This window comes from Pseudomonas allokribbensis, assembly GCF_014863605.1.
Lineage (GTDB): Bacteria > Pseudomonadota > Gammaproteobacteria > Pseudomonadales > Pseudomonadaceae > Aquipseudomonas > Aquipseudomonas allokribbensis.
In genome coordinates this window covers 3109894-3128360 of record NZ_CP062252.1, presented here as the reverse complement: position 1 = coordinate 3128360, position 18467 = coordinate 3109894, and the positions used below count along the sequence as shown (strand labels likewise).

Here is an 18467-nt window from a genome sequence, read left to right as displayed (position 1 = left end):
TGTCAAAGGTTATAGCCCAACGCTCTCATGGAGGTTAGTCCAGAGCGTCGGTGTGAAGTTTCCGGGCATTGTGCCCGATCCAGACTGATAACGTCGGGAAACGTGCCGAAGACACAACGACCATGAAAAATAAAAAAGTTCCATTCGCGGGCAAAAGAAACCAAAATCGGCGCCGATAGCAGGCCAAGGCTCGAAACCGGGGCTGACCTGCAGTTGAGACACGCCATTTGCGAGGTGAGCAATGGGCACAGTACACACAGCAATGCCGCCACAAACCCTGTATGTCACGATCCGTCGCGATGAACTGCGTCAGTTGAAAGACGAACGCGACCAGCTTAAACAAGAGTTGGCGCAATTGCGCCTGATGACCCAGGGCCTTGAGCCGCAGTCCCTGCCCCGCGTACAGCGTTCCCCGCACGCCTGACCGCCCGCCTGATCCGGGAACCGCTGCCCTGCTGTTCCCGACATGATCCGCTCTCTGCCATTTGCGGCAACTAACGAAGTTTTCACATTCGCTTGTTGATACTCCGGCCCATTCTGTCGTGCGTGTCTGCGCGCGGCTTCCGTTCGTCGGTTTTCATGCTCTGGTTCATGAAACGTCCCGGCGGTGGTAATGGTGATCGAGTTGGAGTGCTGAATGGCATTGTTCAAACGCAGCAAAACTGCTGCGGCAGGTTTTGACTGGGCCGGGTTCCTCTGGCTGTTTGTTTTCTTCTGGTACTTCTCCGGTATCACTCAACTGCTGATCCAGCTGACCGGCACCTCCGGATTCTCCGGCTTCCGCCAGGCGTTTGTGATGAGCGCGGTGTGGCTGGCACCGATGCTGCTGTTCCCCAAACGCACCCGTCTGCTCGCCGCTTTGATCGGCGTGGTGTTGTGGGCCTGCTCGATGGCCAGTCTGGGTTACTTCTTCATTTATCAGCAGGAGTTCTCCCAGAGCGTCATCTTCATCATGTTCGAGTCGAACGTGTCGGAAGCCGGCGAGTACATGACCCAGTACTTTGCCTGGTGGATGATCCCTGCGTTCCTCGCTCACACGGCGTTCGCCTACTTCCTGTGGACCCGCCTGCGTCCGGTCTACATGCCGCGTGGCCGGGCCTTCGTGGCAGCCATGGCGATTCTGATCGCGGTGGTCGGTTATCCGCTGATCAAGCAGACCCAGCGCACCGGCAGCTTCGCCGGCGGTTTCGAGAAGTTCGAAACCCGCATCGAACCGGCCGTGCCTTGGCAGATGGCCGTGGCCTACCACCGTTACCTCGAGACCCTGGGCGAAATGCAGGGCATGCTCGACAGCGCGAGCAAGATCCCGCCGCTGCACAACCTCAAGGACGCTGGCGCCAATCAGCCTGCGACCCTGGTGCTGGTGATCGGCGAGTCGACCAACCGTCAGCGCATGAGCCTCTATGGCTATCAGCGCAAGACCACACCGGAACTGGACAAGCTCAAGGATCAACTCTCGGTCTTCGATAACGTCGTCACCCCGCGCCCATACACCATCGAGGCGCTGCAGCAGGTGTTGACCTTCGCCGACGAAGAGAACCCGGATCTGTACCTGTCCACGCCGTCGCTGGTCAGCATGATGAAACAGGCCGGCTACAAGACGTTCTGGATCACCAACCAGCAGACCATGACCAAGCGCAACACCATGCTCACGACCTTCTCCGAACAGGCCGACGAGCAGGTGTACCTGAACAACAACCGCAACCAGAACGCCGCGCAATACGACGGTGATGTGATCGAGCCGTTCAACAAGGCTCTGACCGATCCGGCACCGCGCAAGCTGATCGTTGTGCACCTGCTCGGCACGCACATGAGCTACCAGTACCGTTATCCACCGACCTTCGACAAGTTCCAGGACCGCAACGGCGTGCCGGCCGGTGTGCGTGACGACCAAGTGCCGACCTACAACAGCTATGACAACGCAGTCCTGTACAACGACTTCGTGGTCTCGAGCCTGATCAAGGACTACGCCAAGTCCGATCCGAACGGCTTCCTGCTGTACCTCTCCGACCACGGTGAAGACGTGTTCGACTCGGTGGGCCACAACACCCTGGGCCGTAACGAAAACAAACCGACCGCGCCGATGTACACCATTCCGTTCATGGCGTGGGCATCGCCGAAGTGGCGTGAAAACCACGACTGGAGTTTCGCCGCTGACTTGAGCCGGCCTTACAGCAGTGCGCACCTGATCCACACCTGGGCAGACCTGGCGGGTTTGAGCTTCGATGAACTGGACCGCAGCAAAAGCGTGGTCAGCGACAGCTTCAAACAGCGTCCGCTGCTGATCGGCAACCCTTACGAACGTGAGCAGCGAGCCTTGATCGACTTCAGCCTGATGAAGCCGAAAAAGCCCGACGAAGCGCCGAAGGAAGTCGTCAAGCAATAACCTGAAAAGGGCCGGAAACGGCCCTTTTTTCATGCTGTCGCAATACCTCGAAATGACAATATTTCTCGTTTGTTACTAAATCGCACTCCCCCTCTTCGTCTTTGAACCAAAGGAAATTTTCTCTCGAAGACAAGGAGTCGGCTGCGATGTTCGCGCCCATCACCCGTTCCATGACCCTCACCCTGGGCCTGTGCAGTGCTGCATTGAGCCCGGATCTGCTGGCTGAAACCGACGCCGAAAAACAGCCTGAGGCCGCCGCTCCGGCACTCGAACTGGCCTCCACCAACGTCACCGCCCAAGGCTTGGGCAGTACGACTGAAGACACCGCTTCCTACACCACCGGCGCCATGAGCACGGCCACGCGGTTGAACCTGTCGATCAAGGAAACCCCGCAATCGGTGTCCGTGGTGACCCGCCAGCAGATGGATGATTTCAAGCTCGGTACATTGTCCGAAGCCATGAGCCAGACCACGGGCGTTGTGGTTCAGCATTACGATTCAGACCGGGTCAACTATTCGTCTCGCGGCTACTCGATCAACAACTTCCAGATCGACGGGATGCTCAACACCTTCAGCCGGATGAAGTCCGATTCCGACACGATCATTTACGACCGTATCGAAGTGGTACGGGGTGCCACCGGCCTGACCACCGGCGCAGGTGATCCTTCGGCCACCATCAACATGGTACGCAAGCGCCCTACCGCGCAATTGCAGGCGCTGGCCGGGGTCAGCGGCGGCAGCTACGACGATTACTACAGCTACGTGGACGTGGGCGGCCCGCTTGCTTTCGACGGCCGTTTGCGCGGACGCAGCGTGCTGGCGTATCGCGACAGCCAGTCAATTCGCGACCATTACGCGCTGCAACGGGAAGTCGGCTACGGCATTCTCGAAGGCGACCTGACGGAATCGACCGTGCTCGCGGTCGGCTATGACTATCAGAACAAGCACGTACAAGGCAGCTCATGGGGCACGGTGCCCTACTGGAATGCCGACGGCGGCAAGGCCGGTCTGGGCCGCTCGACCAACATGGCAACGTCATGGAGTTCATGGCCGATCGAGGACAAGACCGCTTTCGCCACCCTCGATCAGGCACTGGCGGGCGGCTGGCACTTGAAAGCGGCCTACACCCATCGCCAGAGCGATACCGACGGCAAGGTCTACTACGGCGGAACCGGTTTTCCCGCAGACGACCGCAGCGGGATGGCGGCCTACATATCACACATGATCGGCACGCAAAAAATGAAGACCTATGACTTCAACGTGTCGGGCCCCTATGCGCTGTTTGGCCGCGAACACGAAATGATGTTCGGTTATGGCGAGGCCGAGCGCAGCGAGCGCTCCCCTTATACGATCGACGGCACGTTTCCACCGGGTTACGGGCGGATTCGCGACTGGAAATACATGGGCGATATCGCCAAATTTCCTGACACCGTCACAAGTTTGACCGGCTCCACCTCCAGCACCCGCCAGAAAGCCGGCTATCTGGCCACTCGCCTGAGTTTCACCGATGACTTGCATGCGGTACTCGGCAGTCGTTACGGCAGCTGGAAGGCGTCAAAAGCCGACAATACGTATGACGACAATCGGCAAGTGAGCGCGGTCGACGCCAGCCGCCAGCAACACAACGATATGTGGACGCCGTACGCGGGGCTGCTCTACGACCTGACGCCCGAATACACCGTGTATGCCAGCTACACCGACATCTTCAACCCTCAGGAATACCGCGACGCCAATCGCAAATTCCTTGAGCCGGTGGTCGGCAGCAACTATGAAATAGGCCTCAAGGGCAGCCTGCTGGACGAGCGCCTGAACCTGGCCACGGCCGTGTTCTGGAGCAAGCAGGACAACGTCGCCGAGCTCGACGACTCGGTACCACCGGATCCGGTCACCGGTGAGGAGTTCTACAAGAGCGGCGGCAAAGGCAACAAGGTCAACGGTTTCGAGGCCGAGCTCTCGGGTGAAATCCATGACGGCTGGAACATGACCGCCGGCTACACCTACACCCACGCGCTCAATGGCGAGAAAAACCGCACCAACACCAACCAGCCGCTGAACATGCTTCGCGTCTCCACCGCGTATCGCTTGCCCGGCGACTGGAGCGCCCTGACCGTGGGTGGCGCGGTGAACTGGCAGAGTGACGTCTACGGCAATTCCAACCGCCCGGTCGGACGCGGTGCCAATGGCCGGGTCATCACCGAACGGACACGAATCAGTCAGGGCGCCTACTCGGTGGTCAAGCTGATGTCGCGTTATGAGTTCGACAAACACCTGTCGGCATCGCTGAACGTCGACAACCTGTTTGACAAGAAGTATTACGACAACGTCGGCTTCTACAACGGCGTGTTCTGGGGCGATCCGCGCACGGTGACGTTGAGCCTCGACTGGAAACTCTGACGCCCTTCCCTGCGATCTGCACGCGTCAGCGGCGCGTGCAGCCTTCGTCCGCCACCCTGGAAACAATCGGTAAAACCTGCACGGAACGCGCGTTAACCCTTGGTTAATGCCCTCACCAGACACTGCGCCTCGAGGGTTTGATTCATGGATGAACGGCTCCGACATTTTTCGTAGGAGACACCATGAAAATCACGACTGCAATCCTTGCCGGTCTATTCGCTATTGCATCCGCCAGCGCTTTCGCCGAGGGCGGTGCCGAGCGGATGCGATATCACTGGGAGAGCTTCCCGGTCCACACCGAACAAAGCCAGCAGACAGACACGAAAGCCAACGAGCTTCGCGTCCCGGACGACCAGACCGCACAGGTCACCGAGCACTACCGTCCTTGATGTAGACAGGTTTACCGATGGACCTGCGATGGCTCCGCTCTGGCTTCGCAGATGACAGTTGGGCGCCCTTTTCGGGCGCCTTTTTTTATGCCTGCAATTCCTTGATCCAGAACAGCATGCGCCCGTGACTCGGGTCGAACATGCCCGGAGCAAAACCGAATTTGGCGTAGGAACCCTGGGCCACGGCGTTACCTTCGAGCACTTCCAGGGTGATCTTGCAGCATCCGCGCTGACGGGCGATGTCCTCGACCTTGCGCAGCATTTTCTGGCTCAGCCCCAGGCCTCGAAACTTCGTCACCACCGACACGTCATGGACGTTGACCAGCGGCTTGCAGGCAAAGGTCGAAAACCCTTCAAAGCAGTTCACCAGCCCTGCCGGTTCGCCGCCGACAAAGGCCAGGACACTGAACGCGTGAGGCCGTTTGGCCAGTTCTGCGGGCAGTTGCTGCAGCAGTTCAGGGGCAATCGGATGGCCGCCGCCCATCGGGTCTTCGGCGTAATGATTGAGCACCACACCGATGGCCTCGGCATGCACCGGATTGGTATAGCTGGCTTGAAGCACAAGAATCTCTGCGGAATCCATTTCCTTCCTCGATCGCACGGGGCCCCGGCACGTTTGATACGCACTGATAGGCTGTCCGACCTTAGCGCGAGGCGGCCCCCGGCCACAACCCGGCCGTTTCAGTGGCCCCAGATCAGTTCTTCCGTCCAGCCCAGTTCGGCGAAATCCTCGGCCCGCAAACCGGACTCGCCGACACAGAAGAACTCATCCAGTTGCGGCGGTTTCACCGGTGTGCCGCTGAGCATGGCGTGGACCTGACCACGATGGTGGATCTGGTGTTCGAACAGGTGCGAAATCATCCGCAGACGGCTGTCGTGCTGCGGCGTGTCGCGGGCGATGGTGACGATGCGCCCCAGATCGGCATCGCGCAGCTGCTCGCAATAAGCGATCAAGCGGCGATCGACATGGGCCTGCTCACGGCGCAAGGCCTGCGCCTCGGTGAAGGGTTCATCCACGTTGAAAAACACATAGCAATCGGGATGCGGCTCATCACCGCGCAACTCGCGTTCCAGCGCATCGACGTAGAACCAGTCGCAGGTGAGGATGTGATTGAGGGTCAGGAGAAGGCTCGGGAAGAAACTCACCCTGGGCGCCGCCAGTTGTGCATCGTCGAGTTGCAGCCAGGCCTTGGCCAGTCGATGGTTGGCCCAGGCGTTCTGATAAGCCTGGGTCAGCAAGTGATGGGACAGTGGCTGAGTCATGTCGCACCCTCCGTGCATCAAGTGTCGGCAAAGCGTTGCAACTGCATCTCCTGCAAGCGGCTGAGGGTCCGGCGGAACGGGAATTCCAGATAACCCTCGGTGTACAGCGCGTCCATCGGCACATCGGCCTCGATGTACAGCGGCACCTTGCGGTCGTAGCACTCGTCGACCAGCGCGATGAAGCGCCGTACGCCGTCATCGTGCACTGACAGTTGCGGCAACTCGCGATCGCCGGCCACCACCCGCTCCGCACCGTCTTCGGTGCCACGGGCGATCCGCCCTTCACGCTTTTGCGCGCTCAGGTTCGGCACCTCGCTCAACAGAATAGCCCGGTAGCTGTCGCACAGCGCGATGAAGTCCATGGCCGCGAACGGTTGTTCACACAGATCGGCGTAACGGCACCACAACACCGACTCGCTGGCCTTCACGACATTCAACGCGCGGTAGCCGACCGGCACCGGTTCGGAGCTGGCGCCCTGCCCGCCCGCCAACGCATCGAACACCCCGGCCAGCGCGCAATCCTGCTCCGGCGCCGCCACCCAGTAGCGTTGCTCGAGGGCGCCCGGATGCAACCGATGGTCCTCGGCGCCGTTCACCGCGACCACCTGCATATGCTGCTTGATCGCCGTGATCGCCGGCAGGAAGCGGTCACGGTTGAATCCGTCGGCATACAACTGATCCGGCGGCAGGTTGGAGGTGCAGACCACCACCACGCCTTCGTCAAACATCACCTGGAACAACCGGCCGAGGATGATCGCGTCGCCAATGTCATTGACGAACAACTCATCGAAGCACAGCACCCGCACTTCGGCCGCCAGTTCCCGGGCCAATGCCCGCAGCGGATCGGCGATGCCGGTCAGTTGAAACGAGCGCTGATGGACCCAGCCCATGAAGTGATGAAAGTGCTGACGCCGGGCCGGCACCCGCAGGCTTTGATGGAACTGGTCCATCAGCCAGGTCTTGCCGCGCCCGACCGGCCCCCACAGATAAACGCCGGTGACCGAACGGGCACCGGCGTGCAGGGCTTCATGGCATTTTTGCAACGCCCAGACCGCGTGCTCCTGGGCTTCATCCTGGATGAAGCCCTTGTGCTCGACGGCATGTTGCCAGGCGCTTAGGGGGGAGTCGAAAGTCATGCGCGGCAGTATGCCACGATGGCTACACGGAAATATCCAGCCGTGCGATTTTGCCCTGCTCGTTGAGGCGAAAGGTGTAACGCAATTCCAGCGGGCTACCGGGGAACGTCCCGGAGATCAGCCCTTGCACCAGCACTTTGCCGGTGCGCTGCTGGACGCCCAGCACTTCGACTCGTGGCTGATAGCGTCGGGCGGTGTCTTGCATCCAGTGGGCGATGGCCTGCGGGCCGACCTGATGATTGCCTTCATCGAACACGTGGGCATCCTCGGCAAAAAAACTGCCGACCCGGGTCGTATCGCGAGCGTTGGCGGCGTTGATGTACTCAACGATGGCCGGGGCGAGTATCGAGGTGGGATGGAACATGAGTGCAGCTCCTGTTTTCGGGTTCTGTCGCCATCCTAGAACAGCCCTGCGTCAGTTTTTGTCAGGAGTGAAGCGTCCGTTTTCGTCCAGTTGCATCTGCCGCTGCCAGGTGCGCAGCAGGTCGCTGCGACGTCCTGGATATCGCTCGCCCTGCAGACTGGCCGCTGAGATCCGGTCGGTTCGGAACGTGCGATACGCGCTGCGCAACTCGCACCACGCCACAATGATCCGCACCTCGTTGAGAAACCCCAGCGCCAACGGCCAGATCAAGCGCTGGCTCGGCACCTGTTGTGCGTCGGCGTAATCGATGTGCAGCTTGGCCTGATCGCGGATCGCCTGACGAAACACATTCAACGGCACAGCGTTCTGCGGAAAGCCGTAACCGGGCGGCCCGGGCATGACCGTCGGATTGCGCATCGCCTCCTGGGCCTGGGGATCCAGCACCGCCGCAATTTTTGCCAGCGCATCCGCTGCGGCTTTGCTCAGGACCTCGTCGCCACGCTGATCGACATAGCGCAGGCCCAGGACGATGGCTTCGGTCTCGTCGGCGTTGAGCATCAGCGGCGGCAGAAACAGGCCGCTGCGCAAGACATAACCAATGCCCGCCTCTCCGTGGATCGGCGCGCCGAGCGCCGTCAATTCGGCGATGTCGCGATAGAGGGTGCGCTCGGAGATTTCCAGCTCGGACGCCAGCGTCGCCGCAGTGACCGGGCGTTTCTTGCCGCGAAGCACTTGCAGCAAAGTCAGTAGACGAGTGGTTCGTGACACGGCGTGAGGCTCTGTGCGGAATTTTGCCGGAGCTTAGCAGAGCCTGGTGTCAGAAATTGTCAGGAGCTTTCACCAGGCTCAGAGCCGATCACGCGTCGACTTTGTGCCTTGCCGCGTACAGACACAGCATCTCCATGGCCAGCGTCGCCGCCGCCAGCGACGTCACGTCTGCGTGGTCGTAGGCCGGGGCCACTTCCACCACGTCCATGCCCACCAGATTGATCCCACGCAAACCACCAAGGATTTCCAGTGCCTGCACCGTGCTCAACCCGCCGCAGACCGGTGTCCCGGTGCCCGGAGCGAAGGCCGGATCCAGGCAGTCGATGTCGAACGTCAGGTAGACCGGGTTGTCCCCGACCCGCGCACGAATCGCCTCGACAATCGCTTCGCAGCCCCGGCGATGTACCTGCCGCGCGTCCAGCACCTGAAAGCCCTGATGATCGTCATTGGTGGTGCGCAAACCGATCTGCACCGAGCGCGCCGGATCCACCAGCCCTTCCCGCGCCGCGTGCCAGAACATGGTGCCGTGATCGACCCGTTTGCCGCCCTCGTCCGGCCAGGTGTCGCTGTGGGCATCGAAGTGGATCAGCGACAACGTGCCGTGCTTGCGCGCATGAGCCTTGAGCAGCGGGTAGCTGATGAAGTGATCGCCACCAAAGGTGAGCATGGCGCTGCCGGAGCTCAGGATGTGCTCGGCGTGGGCCTCGATGCTTTCCGGAATGGTGTGCGGCGAGCCGTAATCGAAGTCGCAATCGCCGTAATCGATGACCGCCAGATGATCGAACGGGTCGAACGCCCAGGGCCAGTGCCGTTCCCAGGCAATCCCGGTGGACGCCGCACGAATCCCGCGAGGCCCGAAACGGGCGCCCGGACGGTTGCTGGTGGCGGTGTCGAACGGCACGCCGCTGACGGCCACGTCGACACCGCGCAAGTCCCGGCTGTAGCGCCGGCGCATGAAACTGGTGATCCCGGCGTAGGTGCTTTCGGCAGCGGTGCCGTAGAGGCTGTCACGGGTCAGGGCCTGATCGTTCTGCATTGGCACGTCCATCGGTGTGCTCCTTTGGTTTTTATCCAGCGTTATTGATGGCTACGGAAAGTGGTCCACAAGCGCGTGCGCTGACGCATGTCCTTGAGGCTCATGCTGCGGTCGGCGTACAGCCGTTCGCGCACTTCGGGTTTCGGGTAAATGTCCGGATCGTTGCGCACCGCTTCGTCCACCAGCGGCGTGGCGGCCTGGTTGGCGGTGGCGAAGAACAGCGTATTGGTCAGCGCCGCCACGGATTCGGGGCGCAACATGAACTCGATGAAGGCCCGAGCGGCCTCCGGGTGCGGCGCGTCTTTGGGGATGGCCAGGTTGTCCTGCCACACCAGCGTGCCTTCTTTCGGGATCCGGTAAGCGACTTCAAACGGCTTGTTGGCCTTGCGCGCCTGATCGGCGGCCATGCTTGCGTCACCGTTGTAGGTCAGCGCCAGGCACACGCTGCCGTTGGCCAGATCACTGATCTGCCGGCCGGTGGCGACGTAGAGCACCGAGGGCTGCAACTTCTGCAACAAGGCTTCGGCGGCGGCCAGATCGTTCTTGTCGGTGCTGTAGGGATCCTTGCCGAGGTAGTGCAGCGCCAGGCCGATCACTTCCTGCGGCGAATCGAGAATGGCGATCCCGCAATCCTTGAGCTTGCTGGCGTATTCGGGCTTGAACAGCAGATCGAGGCTGTTGAGCGGCACATCCGGCAGTCGCTGCTTAAGCGCTTCGACGTTCATGCCCAGACCGAGGGTGCCCCAGGTGTACGGCACGCCATAGCGATTGCCCGGGTCGACGGCCGCGAGTTTTTCCAGCAGGTCCGGATCGAGATTGGCGTAACCCTTGAGCCCGTCGTGAGGGATTTCCTTCAACGCGCCGGCAGCGAGCCCCCGTGCCAGCACGCTGGATGACGGCACCACCACGTCGTAGCCGCTGCCGCCGGTAAGCAGCTTGGTCTCCAGTACTTCGGAGGTATCGAAGGTGTCGTAGCGCACGTGAATGCCGGTTTCCTTTTCGAAGCGCTGCAGGGTTTCCGGCGCCACGTAATCGGCCCAGCTGTAGAGGTTGAGCGTCTTGTCCTCGGCCTGGGCGGCGATGGAGACAGAGAGCAACAGCGCGGGTAAACACAGCTTGAACAAGGGAGCCATGACGAAACACCTGACCGGAGGAAGTGGTCTCAGGATGCGCCGTCGGATACATTCCAGAAATATCAAGTTTGTTAACCTGACTTTATCCAAGGCTAATGTGATGCTCGGTCAACTCCACGATGTCGATTTGCAACTGCTGCGCCTGTTTCTCGGGGTGGTCGAGTCCAATGGTTTCAGCGCGGCCCAGGGTGAACTGGGACTGAGCCAGTCAAGCATCAGCCAGCAAATGGCCAAGCTGGAAACCCGTCTCGGCTATCGGGTGTGCAACCGTGGCAAGGGCGGTTTCAGCCTGACGCCCAAGGGCGAACAACTGCTGATTGCCGCGCGCAGTCTGTTCGATTCGATCGAAACCTTCCGCCATCAATCCAACGGCGTCGCCGGGCGCCTGATCGGTGAAGTGCGCCTGGGCCTGTCGGAAGCGGTCGATCAATCGGTGCTGCAACGGGTGGCTGAGGCGATCCGGCGTTTTCGCGAACGGGACGAATCGGTGCGCATCGAGCTGATCAGCGCCATGCCCGGCGAAATGGAGCGCCTGCTGCTGCAACAGCGGCTGGACCTGGCCATCGGTTATTTCTCCCAGGTGCAGAGCGCCTTTGATTACCGCGAGCTGTTCAGCGAAACCCAGCATTTGTATTGCGCGCCCGGCCATCCGCTGTTCACCGACGATGCACCCGATGACGCAGCGCTGCTGGCCTGCGACCGGGTCGATCACCCGTATCGGTTCCTGCGCAGTGACGAGCCGTTTCAGGGCAAGCTGTGTTCGGCGCGCTCCGAGCAGGTCGAAGGCACCCTCGCCTTCATTCTGTCCGGCAAACACGTCGGTTATCTGCCGAACCATTACGCGCGCCAATGGCAGGACAAAGGTCTGTTGCGAGCGGTGCGCGAAGGTGAGTTGAGCTTTGAAGTGGCGTTCCATCTGGCCCGCCATCGAGCGCAGGTGCCGGGGGATGCGCAAAAGGCGTTTGAGGAAGATCTACTGTCAGCCTTTGCTCGAACCTGACCTTTTGGGCAGTTTTAATGCGTTGCCCTCGCTCCCCGCTTGCGGCATCCTGCGCACCCATTTTCCGACCCGGCCCCGCATTGCGGCACGCAAACCACCATGACCGTCTCTGAAAAAGCCCCGCGCAACAACGATTTGATCTACGGCCTCAACGACCGTCCGCACTTCACCGCCACGGTGTTTGCCGCGCTGCAACACGTGCTGGCCAGCTTCGTCGGCATCATCACCCCGACCCTGATCATGGGCGGCGCCCTCGGCCTGCAAAGCGAAATCCCGTACCTGATCAGCATGGCGCTGTTCGTCTCCGGTCTCGGCACGTTCGTTCAGGCCAAGCGTTTCGGCCCGGTCGGCTCCGGACTGCTGTGCCTGCAAGGCACGAGTTTTTCCTTTATCAGCGTGATTCTCAGCGCCGGCTTCATGGTCAAGGCCCGGGGCGGTGGCACCGATGAGATCCTGTCGACGATCTTCGGCGTGTGCTTCTTTGCAGCCTTCATCGAAGTGGTACTGAGCCAGTTCATCGGCAAATTGCGCATGCTGATCACCCCGGTGGTGACCGGCACCATCATCACCCTGATGGGCCTGTCGCTGATCAAGGTGGCGATGACCGACATTGCCGGCGGCTTCGGCGCGGCGGATCTGGGCGCCGCCAGCCATGTGTTCCTGGCGGCGCTGGTGCTTGGCACCATCGTGGTGCTGAACCGGGTCGACGTGCCGTTCCTGCGTCTGGGCGCGATCGTCATTGGCCTGACCCTCGGCTACGTGGTGGCGTGGCTGATGGGCACCGTGGATTTCGCCAATCTGCCGGAAGTGCCAGTGGTGAGCGTGCCGGTGCCGTTCAAGTACGGCTTCAACTTCGACTGGGTGGCGTTTGTGCCGGTGGCGGTGATTTTCCTGGTGTCGCCGCTCGAAGCTGCCGGTGACCTGACCGCCAACTCGATGATTTCCCGGCAGCCAGTCAAAGGCCCGCTGTACATCCGCCGAATCAAGTCCGGCCTGCTGGCCGACGGCCTCAACTCGGCCATGGCGGCGGTGTTCAACAGCATGCCGATGGTGACCTTCGCCCAGAACAACGGGGTGATTCAGCTCACCGGAGTGGCCAGCCGTTACGTCGCGTTCTTCATTGCCGGTCTGCTGGTGTTGCTGGGCCTGTTCCCGATGATTGGCGCCGTGCTGCAACTGATGCCGAAACCGGTGCTCGGCGGCGCAGAGCTGGTGATGTTCGGCACCGTGGCGGTGGCCGGGATCAAGATCCTCGCCGAAGCCGGCCTGCATCGTCGCAACATGCTGATCGTGGCCATTTCCCTCGGCATGGGCCTGGGCATCGCCGCCGTGCCGGAAGTGCTGCGCGAACTGCCGCAGGCGCTGCGCAATATTTTCGAGTCGCCGATCACCGTTGGCGCGCTGTGTGCGATTGTGCTGAATATCTTCCTGCCGGAAGAATTCATCGAACTGGAAGAAGATGACTTCGACCCGGAAGCCTCTATCCTTCAGGTCATGGAAAACCCGGACGTACCGGCCAAAGGTGAACCCGCATCAAAGGCCGCTGTCGCACAGTTGAACCGTTGATCCTGTCCGCTCGATGAAAAAAGGGCTGATACCGGCAACGGCTCAGCCCTTTTTCAATGAGAGAGCATCAATGCGCCGCATCCAAGCCGTCATCCTGTCCCTGCTTCTGCTCTCCCTCAGCGCCTGTGCGCTGTTTCCCAACCGCGACCCAGTGAACATCAACGTGGTCGGCGTCGAACCGCTGCCGAGCCAGGATCTGGAAGTGCGCTTCGCCATCAAGCTGCGGGTGCAGAACCCCAACGAAACCGCCATCGACTACAACGGCATTGCGCTGGACCTTGACGTGAACGGTCATTCGTTCGCTTCCGGTGTCAGCGATCAAAGCGGTTCCATTCCACGGTTCTCCGAAGCCATCGTCAGCGTCCCGGTGAGCATTTCGGCGTTCTCGGTGCTGCGCCAGACTCTTGGCCTGAGCCAGACCCAAACCCTCGACAACCTGCCTTATGTATTGCGCGGCAAACTGGCCGGCGGTGTGTTTGGCACCATGCGTTTTGTCGACAGCGGCAAGCTCAGTCTGCCCAAGGCCAGTGCCGCAACCTGGTAAAGATGCGGTAGCCTGCACGGCTCACTGACAGAAACAGGGAAGCCGCAGGTTTATGGAAGACACCCCCACGCTGTACACCGAACGGCTGATCTTGCGTCCGCTTGAACTGGCGGACGCCGAGGCCATCCAGCAGCAATTTCCCCACTGGGAAGTGGTGCGTTATCTGAACGCCTTCGTGCCCTGGCCGTATCCGGACGACGGCGCCCTCACCTACCTGCGTGACATTGCGCTGCCGGCGATTGCGGCGGGCAAAGAGTGGCACTGGACGATCCGCCTCAAGTCGGCACCGGCGCAATTGATCGGCAACATCAGCCTGATGATCGGGCCGGACGACAACCGTGGCTTCTGGCTTGCCCCGGCCTGGCAGGGCCAGGGCTTGATGACCGAAGCCAGCGAAGCCGTGACCCGCTACTGGTTCGAAACCCTCGATCAATCGCTGTTGCGCGCGCCGAAAGCCGCACCGAACCTTGGTTCGCGAAAGCTCTCGGAGCGCACCGGCATGCGCTTGATCCGCTCCGATGAGGACAACTTCGTCGGCGGACGTTTCCCACGGGAAATCTGGGAAATCACCCGTGAAGAATGGCGGCGCCGACAGTCCGTCAAACCGTGAAGCGCACGCCCGGTTTCGCCCGCTCGTCCACGCTCAACTCGAACACATCCGGCCGTGCATAGTGGCCGACCACGTCGTAGTCGTAGCGGGCCCGCACCAGTTCTTCGGTGTCGATCTCGGCGGTGAGCAATCCGGCTTCGCCGCGCAGAGGCCCGGCGAGCACATCACCCATCGGCCCGACGATCACGCTGCCGCCGGCAATCAGCGGCCGGTCCGCCGGCCAGTTGGCGATCTGTACGCCCAGTTCGTTCGGTGAAGCCTGGACCTGACAGGCGCTGACCACAAAGCAGCGCCCTTCATGGGCGATATGGCGCATGCTGACCTGCCACATCTCGCGTTCATCCACAGTCGGGGCACACCAGACCTCAATGCCCTTGGCGTACATCGCCGTGCGCAGCAGCGGCATCATGTTTTCCCAGCAGATCACCGCGCCGAGCTTGCCAACCTGGGTGTCGAGCACCGGCAGCGTCGAACCGTCGCCCTTGCCCCAGATCAACCGCTCGGTGCCGGTGGGCATCAGTTTGCGGTGCTTGGCCACCAGACCGGCCTGTGGGTCGAAATACAGCGCAGTGCAGTGCAAGGTGCTGCCAGCCCGTTCGATCACGCCGATCACCAGGTTGGCGCCAGTGCGCGCCGACAGCCCGGCCAGCGCTTCGGTTTCCGCGCCTGGCACGTCGATGGCGTTGGCAAAATAACGAGCGTAGGCCTCACGCCCTTCGGGCAGGCGATAACCCAGTTGCGTACCAAAGCCCTCGCCTTTCGGATAACCGCCGAGCAACGCTTCGGGCATCACCACCAGCGCTGCGCCGGATTCGATGATCGCGGCTTCCCAGCTCAGGATCTGTTCCAGGGTGTCAGCCTTGCCGCCGGGCAAGGCGCCGATCTGCAGGGCGGCAACGATTGATTTGGGCATGGTGGTCACTCCGTGAAGTTCAGGTGTTGCTCATTCTCCGGCGCCACGGGATCATGAATAAAGCCCGACTCACTGCTGAATGATATGAACACAATGAATATCGCCACTGTCGATCTCAACCTGCTGAAAGTCTTCGAAGCGCTGCATGAAGAGTCCAGCGCCAGCCGCGCGGCGTTGCGTCTGGGCGTGACGCAATCGGCCGTCAGCGCGGCTTTGCGCCGGTTGCGCGAGGTCTATGGCGATCAATTGTTCGTGCGCACTGGTCGAGGGTTGGCGCCCACGCTCAAGGCGAATCAGTTGAAACCGGTGGTCAGTGATGCGCTGAACAAGTGTCGGCAGAGCCTGGCGATGGTCGACCCGACCGCCGATCATTACGACGGCCGCTCGGTCACCGTGGGGCTGTCGGATGATTTCGAGATTGCTTACGGCCGACGCCTGATCGAAGAGATCGCCCGCCGAGCGCCGAAACTGCGTCTGATTTTCCGCCAGACCCACAGCCAGATCGTTGCCCGGGCCTTGATGGAGCGCAGCATCGACCTGGCGATCACCGCCGGCGGGTTTGCCGAACGGCTGCTCAGCCGTCAGGTGTTGGGTGAAGGGGGTTACGCGTGTCTGGTGGACCCGGCGAGCCTTGCGCCCGGTCAGCAGCAGATCACTCTGGAGGAATTTGTCGCCCGAGAACACATTCTGGTGTCGTCGGGTGGTTTTATCGGGATCACCGATGAAGGGCTGGCGGCGCTGGGGCTGACTCGCCGGGTCTGCGCCTCGACCACGCATTTTGCGGCGTTGCCGCACCTGCTCAAGGGCAGTGCCAGTGTGGCGACCATTCCGACCCATGCGGCGCAGGCGATTGCATCACTCAGCGGGCTGGCACTGCTGCCCTGCCCGCTGGCGCTGCCACGCTATCCGATCGAACTGGGCTGGCGCACCAGTACCCAGATCGATCCGGTGGTGCTGAAGGTTCGCGAAGCGATTGTCGCCAGTTTCAAGACCGAATGATTACTTGTTGGCCGCCATCAGCCGGTTGACTTCACTGCGCACCATGTTGGCGAATTCCGGCGGCGACATGCCGTCCAGCTCGGCGCGCACGAACTCGGCCCATTTGCCCTTGCGCTTGGAGCGTTCGCCGAACAATCGCGCGGCTTCGCCCTTGGCTTTGCCCAGATTGTTCTGCCAGAGTTCGAACAGTCGGGATTTCTCGTCTTCCAGCGCAGCGCGCTCTGCGAGGGATTTGTCGGCCAGATTGAAACTCATGGGGAATTACCTGCTGCATGAAATGGCGACATCTTACACGCTGGACGGAAATCTCCGGCGCTGGTTTTTCTTCCTGAGAGAAATTCGCTGCAACTTTTCAAGCCGCGTCACACTCCATTGTTCACTGTCCATTCACCTGCAAGGAGTCACCCAATGGCCCGCAAAAGCGCCGTTCAAGCCGCTGAAGACCAAATCAAGGATCAAGCGTTCAGCGAACTCCAGGCTCTGATCGAAGAGTCGGACAAACTGCTCAAAAGCAGTGCCTCACTGGTCGGCGAAGAAGCGGAGACCCTGCGCGGACAAATCGCCCTGAAATTGCAGCAGGCGCTGGATTCTGTGTCCAGCGTGCGTGACCGCACCAAACCGGCGGTGGACGCCACCGAAAACTACATTGGTGGCCACCCGTGGCAGACCGTGGCGATTTCCGCCGGTTTCGGTCTGGTGGTCGGTCTGTTGCTCGGCCGCCGCTGAGCGCAGCGAAAAAAAAGGCGAGCCCTGCGGCTCGCCTTTTTCATGTCCGGTAAAACGTCACTCGCCCGCCAGTTCTCGCAACTGCACCAGGGTCTGTCCATCCAGCACGATGCCCTCGGCCAGTGACCTGGCCCGCTGCAAATGCCGCCGATCACCCGGCAAACGCTTGAGCCCTACCCCATGCATCTGCCTGACCAGTTCCTGGCTGCGTTCGGCGAAGCTCTGCCCGGCGGTCTTGCTCGGGTCGATCACGATCAGTAACTGGCCGGTCCATGGGGTCTTGGCCCCGGGATGGTTCTTCCAGTCGAATTCAAACGAGAAATTGCCACCGGTCAGCGCGGCGGCGAGCAGCTCGACCATCATCGACAGCGCCGAACCCTTGTGTCCGCCAAACGGCAGCAACGCGCCGCCTTCAAGAATCGCCTTCGGATCACAGGTCGGCTGACCGAGGCTGTCCACGCCCATGCCCGCCGGCAGTTTCTCGCCCTTGCGCGCCGCGATCTGCACGTCGCCATGGGCAATAGCGCTGGTGGCCAGGTCAAATACGATCGGCGCACCGTCGGCCCTCGGAGCGGCAAATGCGATCGGGTTGGTGCCGAACAACGGCCGGTCGGCGCCGTGGGGTACCACGCAGGTCATGCTGTTGACCACGCTCAACGCCACCAGGCCTTCGTCGGCGAAAGGCTCGACGTCCGGCCACAGCGCGGCGAAGTGATGGGAATTGCGGATTGCCAATATCGCGATCCCGGCGCTGCGGGCCTTCTCCACCAACAGTGGACGCGCCGCCGCCAGCGCAGGTTGGGCAAAACCGTTGCCGGCATCGACACTGACAAACCCTGAGGCCACGTCCTCGACTTTCGGCACGGCCTTGCCGTTGACCCAGCCGCTGTTGAGGGTCGAGACATAACCGGGAATCCGGAATACACCATGGCTGTGAGCACCGTCCCGCTCGGCATTGGCGCAATTGGCGGCCAGTGTTCTGGCGACTTCGGTCGAGGTGCCGTGACGGATGAAGATCGTTTCCAGCAAGTGAGTCAGCTCGTCCAGGGACACCGTGGACGAGACCGCATGATCGTGTGGCGCAGACATCTGAAGCTCCAGAATAATTATTGGAGGGAACAACAGCGTACGAACTAACGCATCCGGATTAACCACGGGCAGCCGGTGGCCTGTCAACCCTGCAATGTCTGCGGCGATGTTTGCGCGCAATATTCATATACCACCCGAGCCTGCTCCCCGGT

The 18467-nt window shown here is 61.3% G+C and carries 20 protein-coding genes; 10 read left to right on the top strand and 10 right to left on the bottom strand.

The annotated features are described in order from the left end of the window. Window positions 1-241: 241 nt before the first annotated feature. From IF199_RS14280 to IF199_RS14265, 4 genes are all read left to right on the top strand, one after another. Window positions 242-424: a DUF6026 family protein gene (locus IF199_RS14280; RefSeq protein WP_192560825.1), complete on the top strand. Its 183-nt coding sequence runs from the start codon at window positions 242-244 to the stop codon at window positions 422-424. Window positions 425-637: 213 nt separating this feature from the next. Next, complete coding sequence (locus IF199_RS14275) at window positions 638-2386, top strand: phosphoethanolamine transferase CptA (RefSeq protein ID WP_192560824.1); 1749 nt, start codon at window positions 638-640, stop codon at window positions 2384-2386. Between the two features lie 146 nt (window positions 2387-2532). Further along, on the top strand, window positions 2533-4779 hold the full coding sequence (locus IF199_RS14270) for a TonB-dependent siderophore receptor (RefSeq protein ID WP_102621339.1): 2247 nt from the start codon (window positions 2533-2535) through the stop codon (window positions 4777-4779). A 182-nt stretch (window positions 4780-4961) separates the two neighbouring features. Beyond that, window positions 4962-5168 carry a hypothetical protein gene (locus tag IF199_RS14265; protein WP_192560823.1) on the top strand — a complete coding sequence of 69 codons (207 nt, stop codon included), beginning with the start codon at window positions 4962-4964 and terminating at the stop codon, window positions 5166-5168. Window positions 5169-5253: 85 nt separating this feature from the next. Here IF199_RS14265 and IF199_RS14260 read toward each other — a convergent pair whose 3' ends face one another. The 7 genes from IF199_RS14260 to IF199_RS14230 all read right to left on the bottom strand — a co-directional run bounded on the left by IF199_RS14260 (window position 5254) and on the right by IF199_RS14230 (window position 10868). Continuing rightward, entirely contained in the window at window positions 5254-5751 is a 498-nt protein-coding gene (locus IF199_RS14260; RefSeq protein ID WP_096820305.1) for a GNAT family N-acetyltransferase, read from the bottom strand. A 98-nt stretch (window positions 5752-5849) separates the two neighbouring features. Beyond that, on the bottom strand, window positions 5850-6431 hold the full coding sequence (locus IF199_RS14255) for a DinB family protein (RefSeq protein WP_192560822.1): 582 nt from the start codon (window positions 6429-6431) through the stop codon (window positions 5850-5852). Window positions 6432-6448: 17 nt separating this feature from the next. After that, window positions 6449-7567: a cell division protein ZapE gene (zapE, locus tag IF199_RS14250; protein WP_192560821.1), complete on the bottom strand. Its 1119-nt coding sequence runs from the start codon at window positions 7565-7567 to the stop codon at window positions 6449-6451. Between the two features lie 22 nt (window positions 7568-7589). Next, the gene (locus IF199_RS14245) at window positions 7590-7931 is read right to left on the bottom strand and encodes a nuclear transport factor 2 family protein (RefSeq protein ID WP_096820302.1); all 342 of its coding nucleotides are present in this window, start codon (window positions 7929-7931) and stop codon (window positions 7590-7592) included. A 51-nt stretch (window positions 7932-7982) separates the two neighbouring features. Next, window positions 7983-8699 (bottom strand): helix-turn-helix transcriptional regulator, encoded by a 717-nt coding sequence (locus tag IF199_RS14240; protein WP_096820301.1) that lies wholly within the window; start codon window positions 8697-8699, stop codon window positions 7983-7985. Between the two features lie 88 nt (window positions 8700-8787). Beyond that, window positions 8788-9747 carry an agmatinase gene (gene speB / locus IF199_RS14235; RefSeq protein WP_064381781.1) on the bottom strand — a complete coding sequence of 320 codons (960 nt, stop codon included), beginning with the start codon at window positions 9745-9747 and terminating at the stop codon, window positions 8788-8790. Window positions 9748-9776: 29 nt separating this feature from the next. After that, a complete protein-coding gene (locus tag IF199_RS14230) occupies window positions 9777-10868 on the bottom strand; it encodes a polyamine ABC transporter substrate-binding protein (RefSeq protein WP_096820300.1) in 1092 nt (363 codons plus the stop codon). A gap of 100 nt (window positions 10869-10968) precedes the next feature. On the opposite strand from IF199_RS14230, the gene IF199_RS14225 reads away from it, so the two are divergent. The 4 genes from IF199_RS14225 to IF199_RS14210 all read left to right on the top strand — a co-directional run bounded on the left by IF199_RS14225 (window position 10969) and on the right by IF199_RS14210 (window position 14588). Continuing rightward, window positions 10969-11868, top strand: a complete 900-nt coding sequence (locus tag IF199_RS14225) for a LysR family transcriptional regulator (protein WP_192560820.1) — start codon at window positions 10969-10971, stop codon at window positions 11866-11868. Window positions 11869-11967: 99 nt separating this feature from the next. Then, window positions 11968-13434, top strand: coding sequence for a nucleobase:cation symporter-2 family protein (locus IF199_RS14220; protein WP_192560819.1), 1467 nt, complete (start codon window positions 11968-11970; stop codon window positions 13432-13434). 70 nt (window positions 13435-13504) lie between these two features. Then, window positions 13505-13978, top strand: a complete 474-nt coding sequence (locus IF199_RS14215) for an LEA/WHy family protein (RefSeq protein ID WP_096820297.1) — start codon at window positions 13505-13507, stop codon at window positions 13976-13978. A gap of 52 nt (window positions 13979-14030) precedes the next feature. Continuing rightward, the gene (locus IF199_RS14210) at window positions 14031-14588 is read left to right on the top strand and encodes a GNAT family N-acetyltransferase (RefSeq protein ID WP_192560818.1); all 558 of its coding nucleotides are present in this window, start codon (window positions 14031-14033) and stop codon (window positions 14586-14588) included. On the opposite strand, the gene IF199_RS14205 is transcribed toward IF199_RS14210, so the two are convergent. Then, entirely contained in the window at window positions 14578-15501 is a 924-nt protein-coding gene (locus tag IF199_RS14205) for a carbon-nitrogen hydrolase family protein (protein ID WP_096820295.1), read from the bottom strand. The two genes, IF199_RS14210 and IF199_RS14205, sit on opposite strands and share 11 nt — an antisense overlap. Window positions 15502-15585: 84 nt before the next feature. Between IF199_RS14205 and IF199_RS14200 the strand changes: the two genes are divergently transcribed. After that, a complete protein-coding gene (locus IF199_RS14200) occupies window positions 15586-16500 on the top strand; it encodes a LysR family transcriptional regulator (RefSeq protein ID WP_192560817.1) in 915 nt (304 codons plus the stop codon). Here IF199_RS14200 and IF199_RS14195 read toward each other — a convergent pair whose 3' ends face one another. Beyond that, the gene (locus IF199_RS14195) at window positions 16501-16755 is read right to left on the bottom strand and encodes a hypothetical protein (protein ID WP_007957535.1); all 255 of its coding nucleotides are present in this window, start codon (window positions 16753-16755) and stop codon (window positions 16501-16503) included. Between the two features lie 153 nt (window positions 16756-16908). Between IF199_RS14195 and IF199_RS14190 the strand changes: the two genes are divergently transcribed. Beyond that, window positions 16909-17226 (top strand): ElaB/YgaM/YqjD family protein, encoded by a 318-nt coding sequence (locus IF199_RS14190; protein ID WP_096820293.1) that lies wholly within the window; start codon window positions 16909-16911, stop codon window positions 17224-17226. A 57-nt stretch (window positions 17227-17283) separates the two neighbouring features. Here IF199_RS14190 and IF199_RS14185 read toward each other — a convergent pair whose 3' ends face one another. Further along, window positions 17284-18315 carry an Ldh family oxidoreductase gene (locus tag IF199_RS14185; protein WP_192560816.1) on the bottom strand — a complete coding sequence of 344 codons (1032 nt, stop codon included), beginning with the start codon at window positions 18313-18315 and terminating at the stop codon, window positions 17284-17286. Window positions 18316-18467 lie beyond the last annotated feature (152 nt).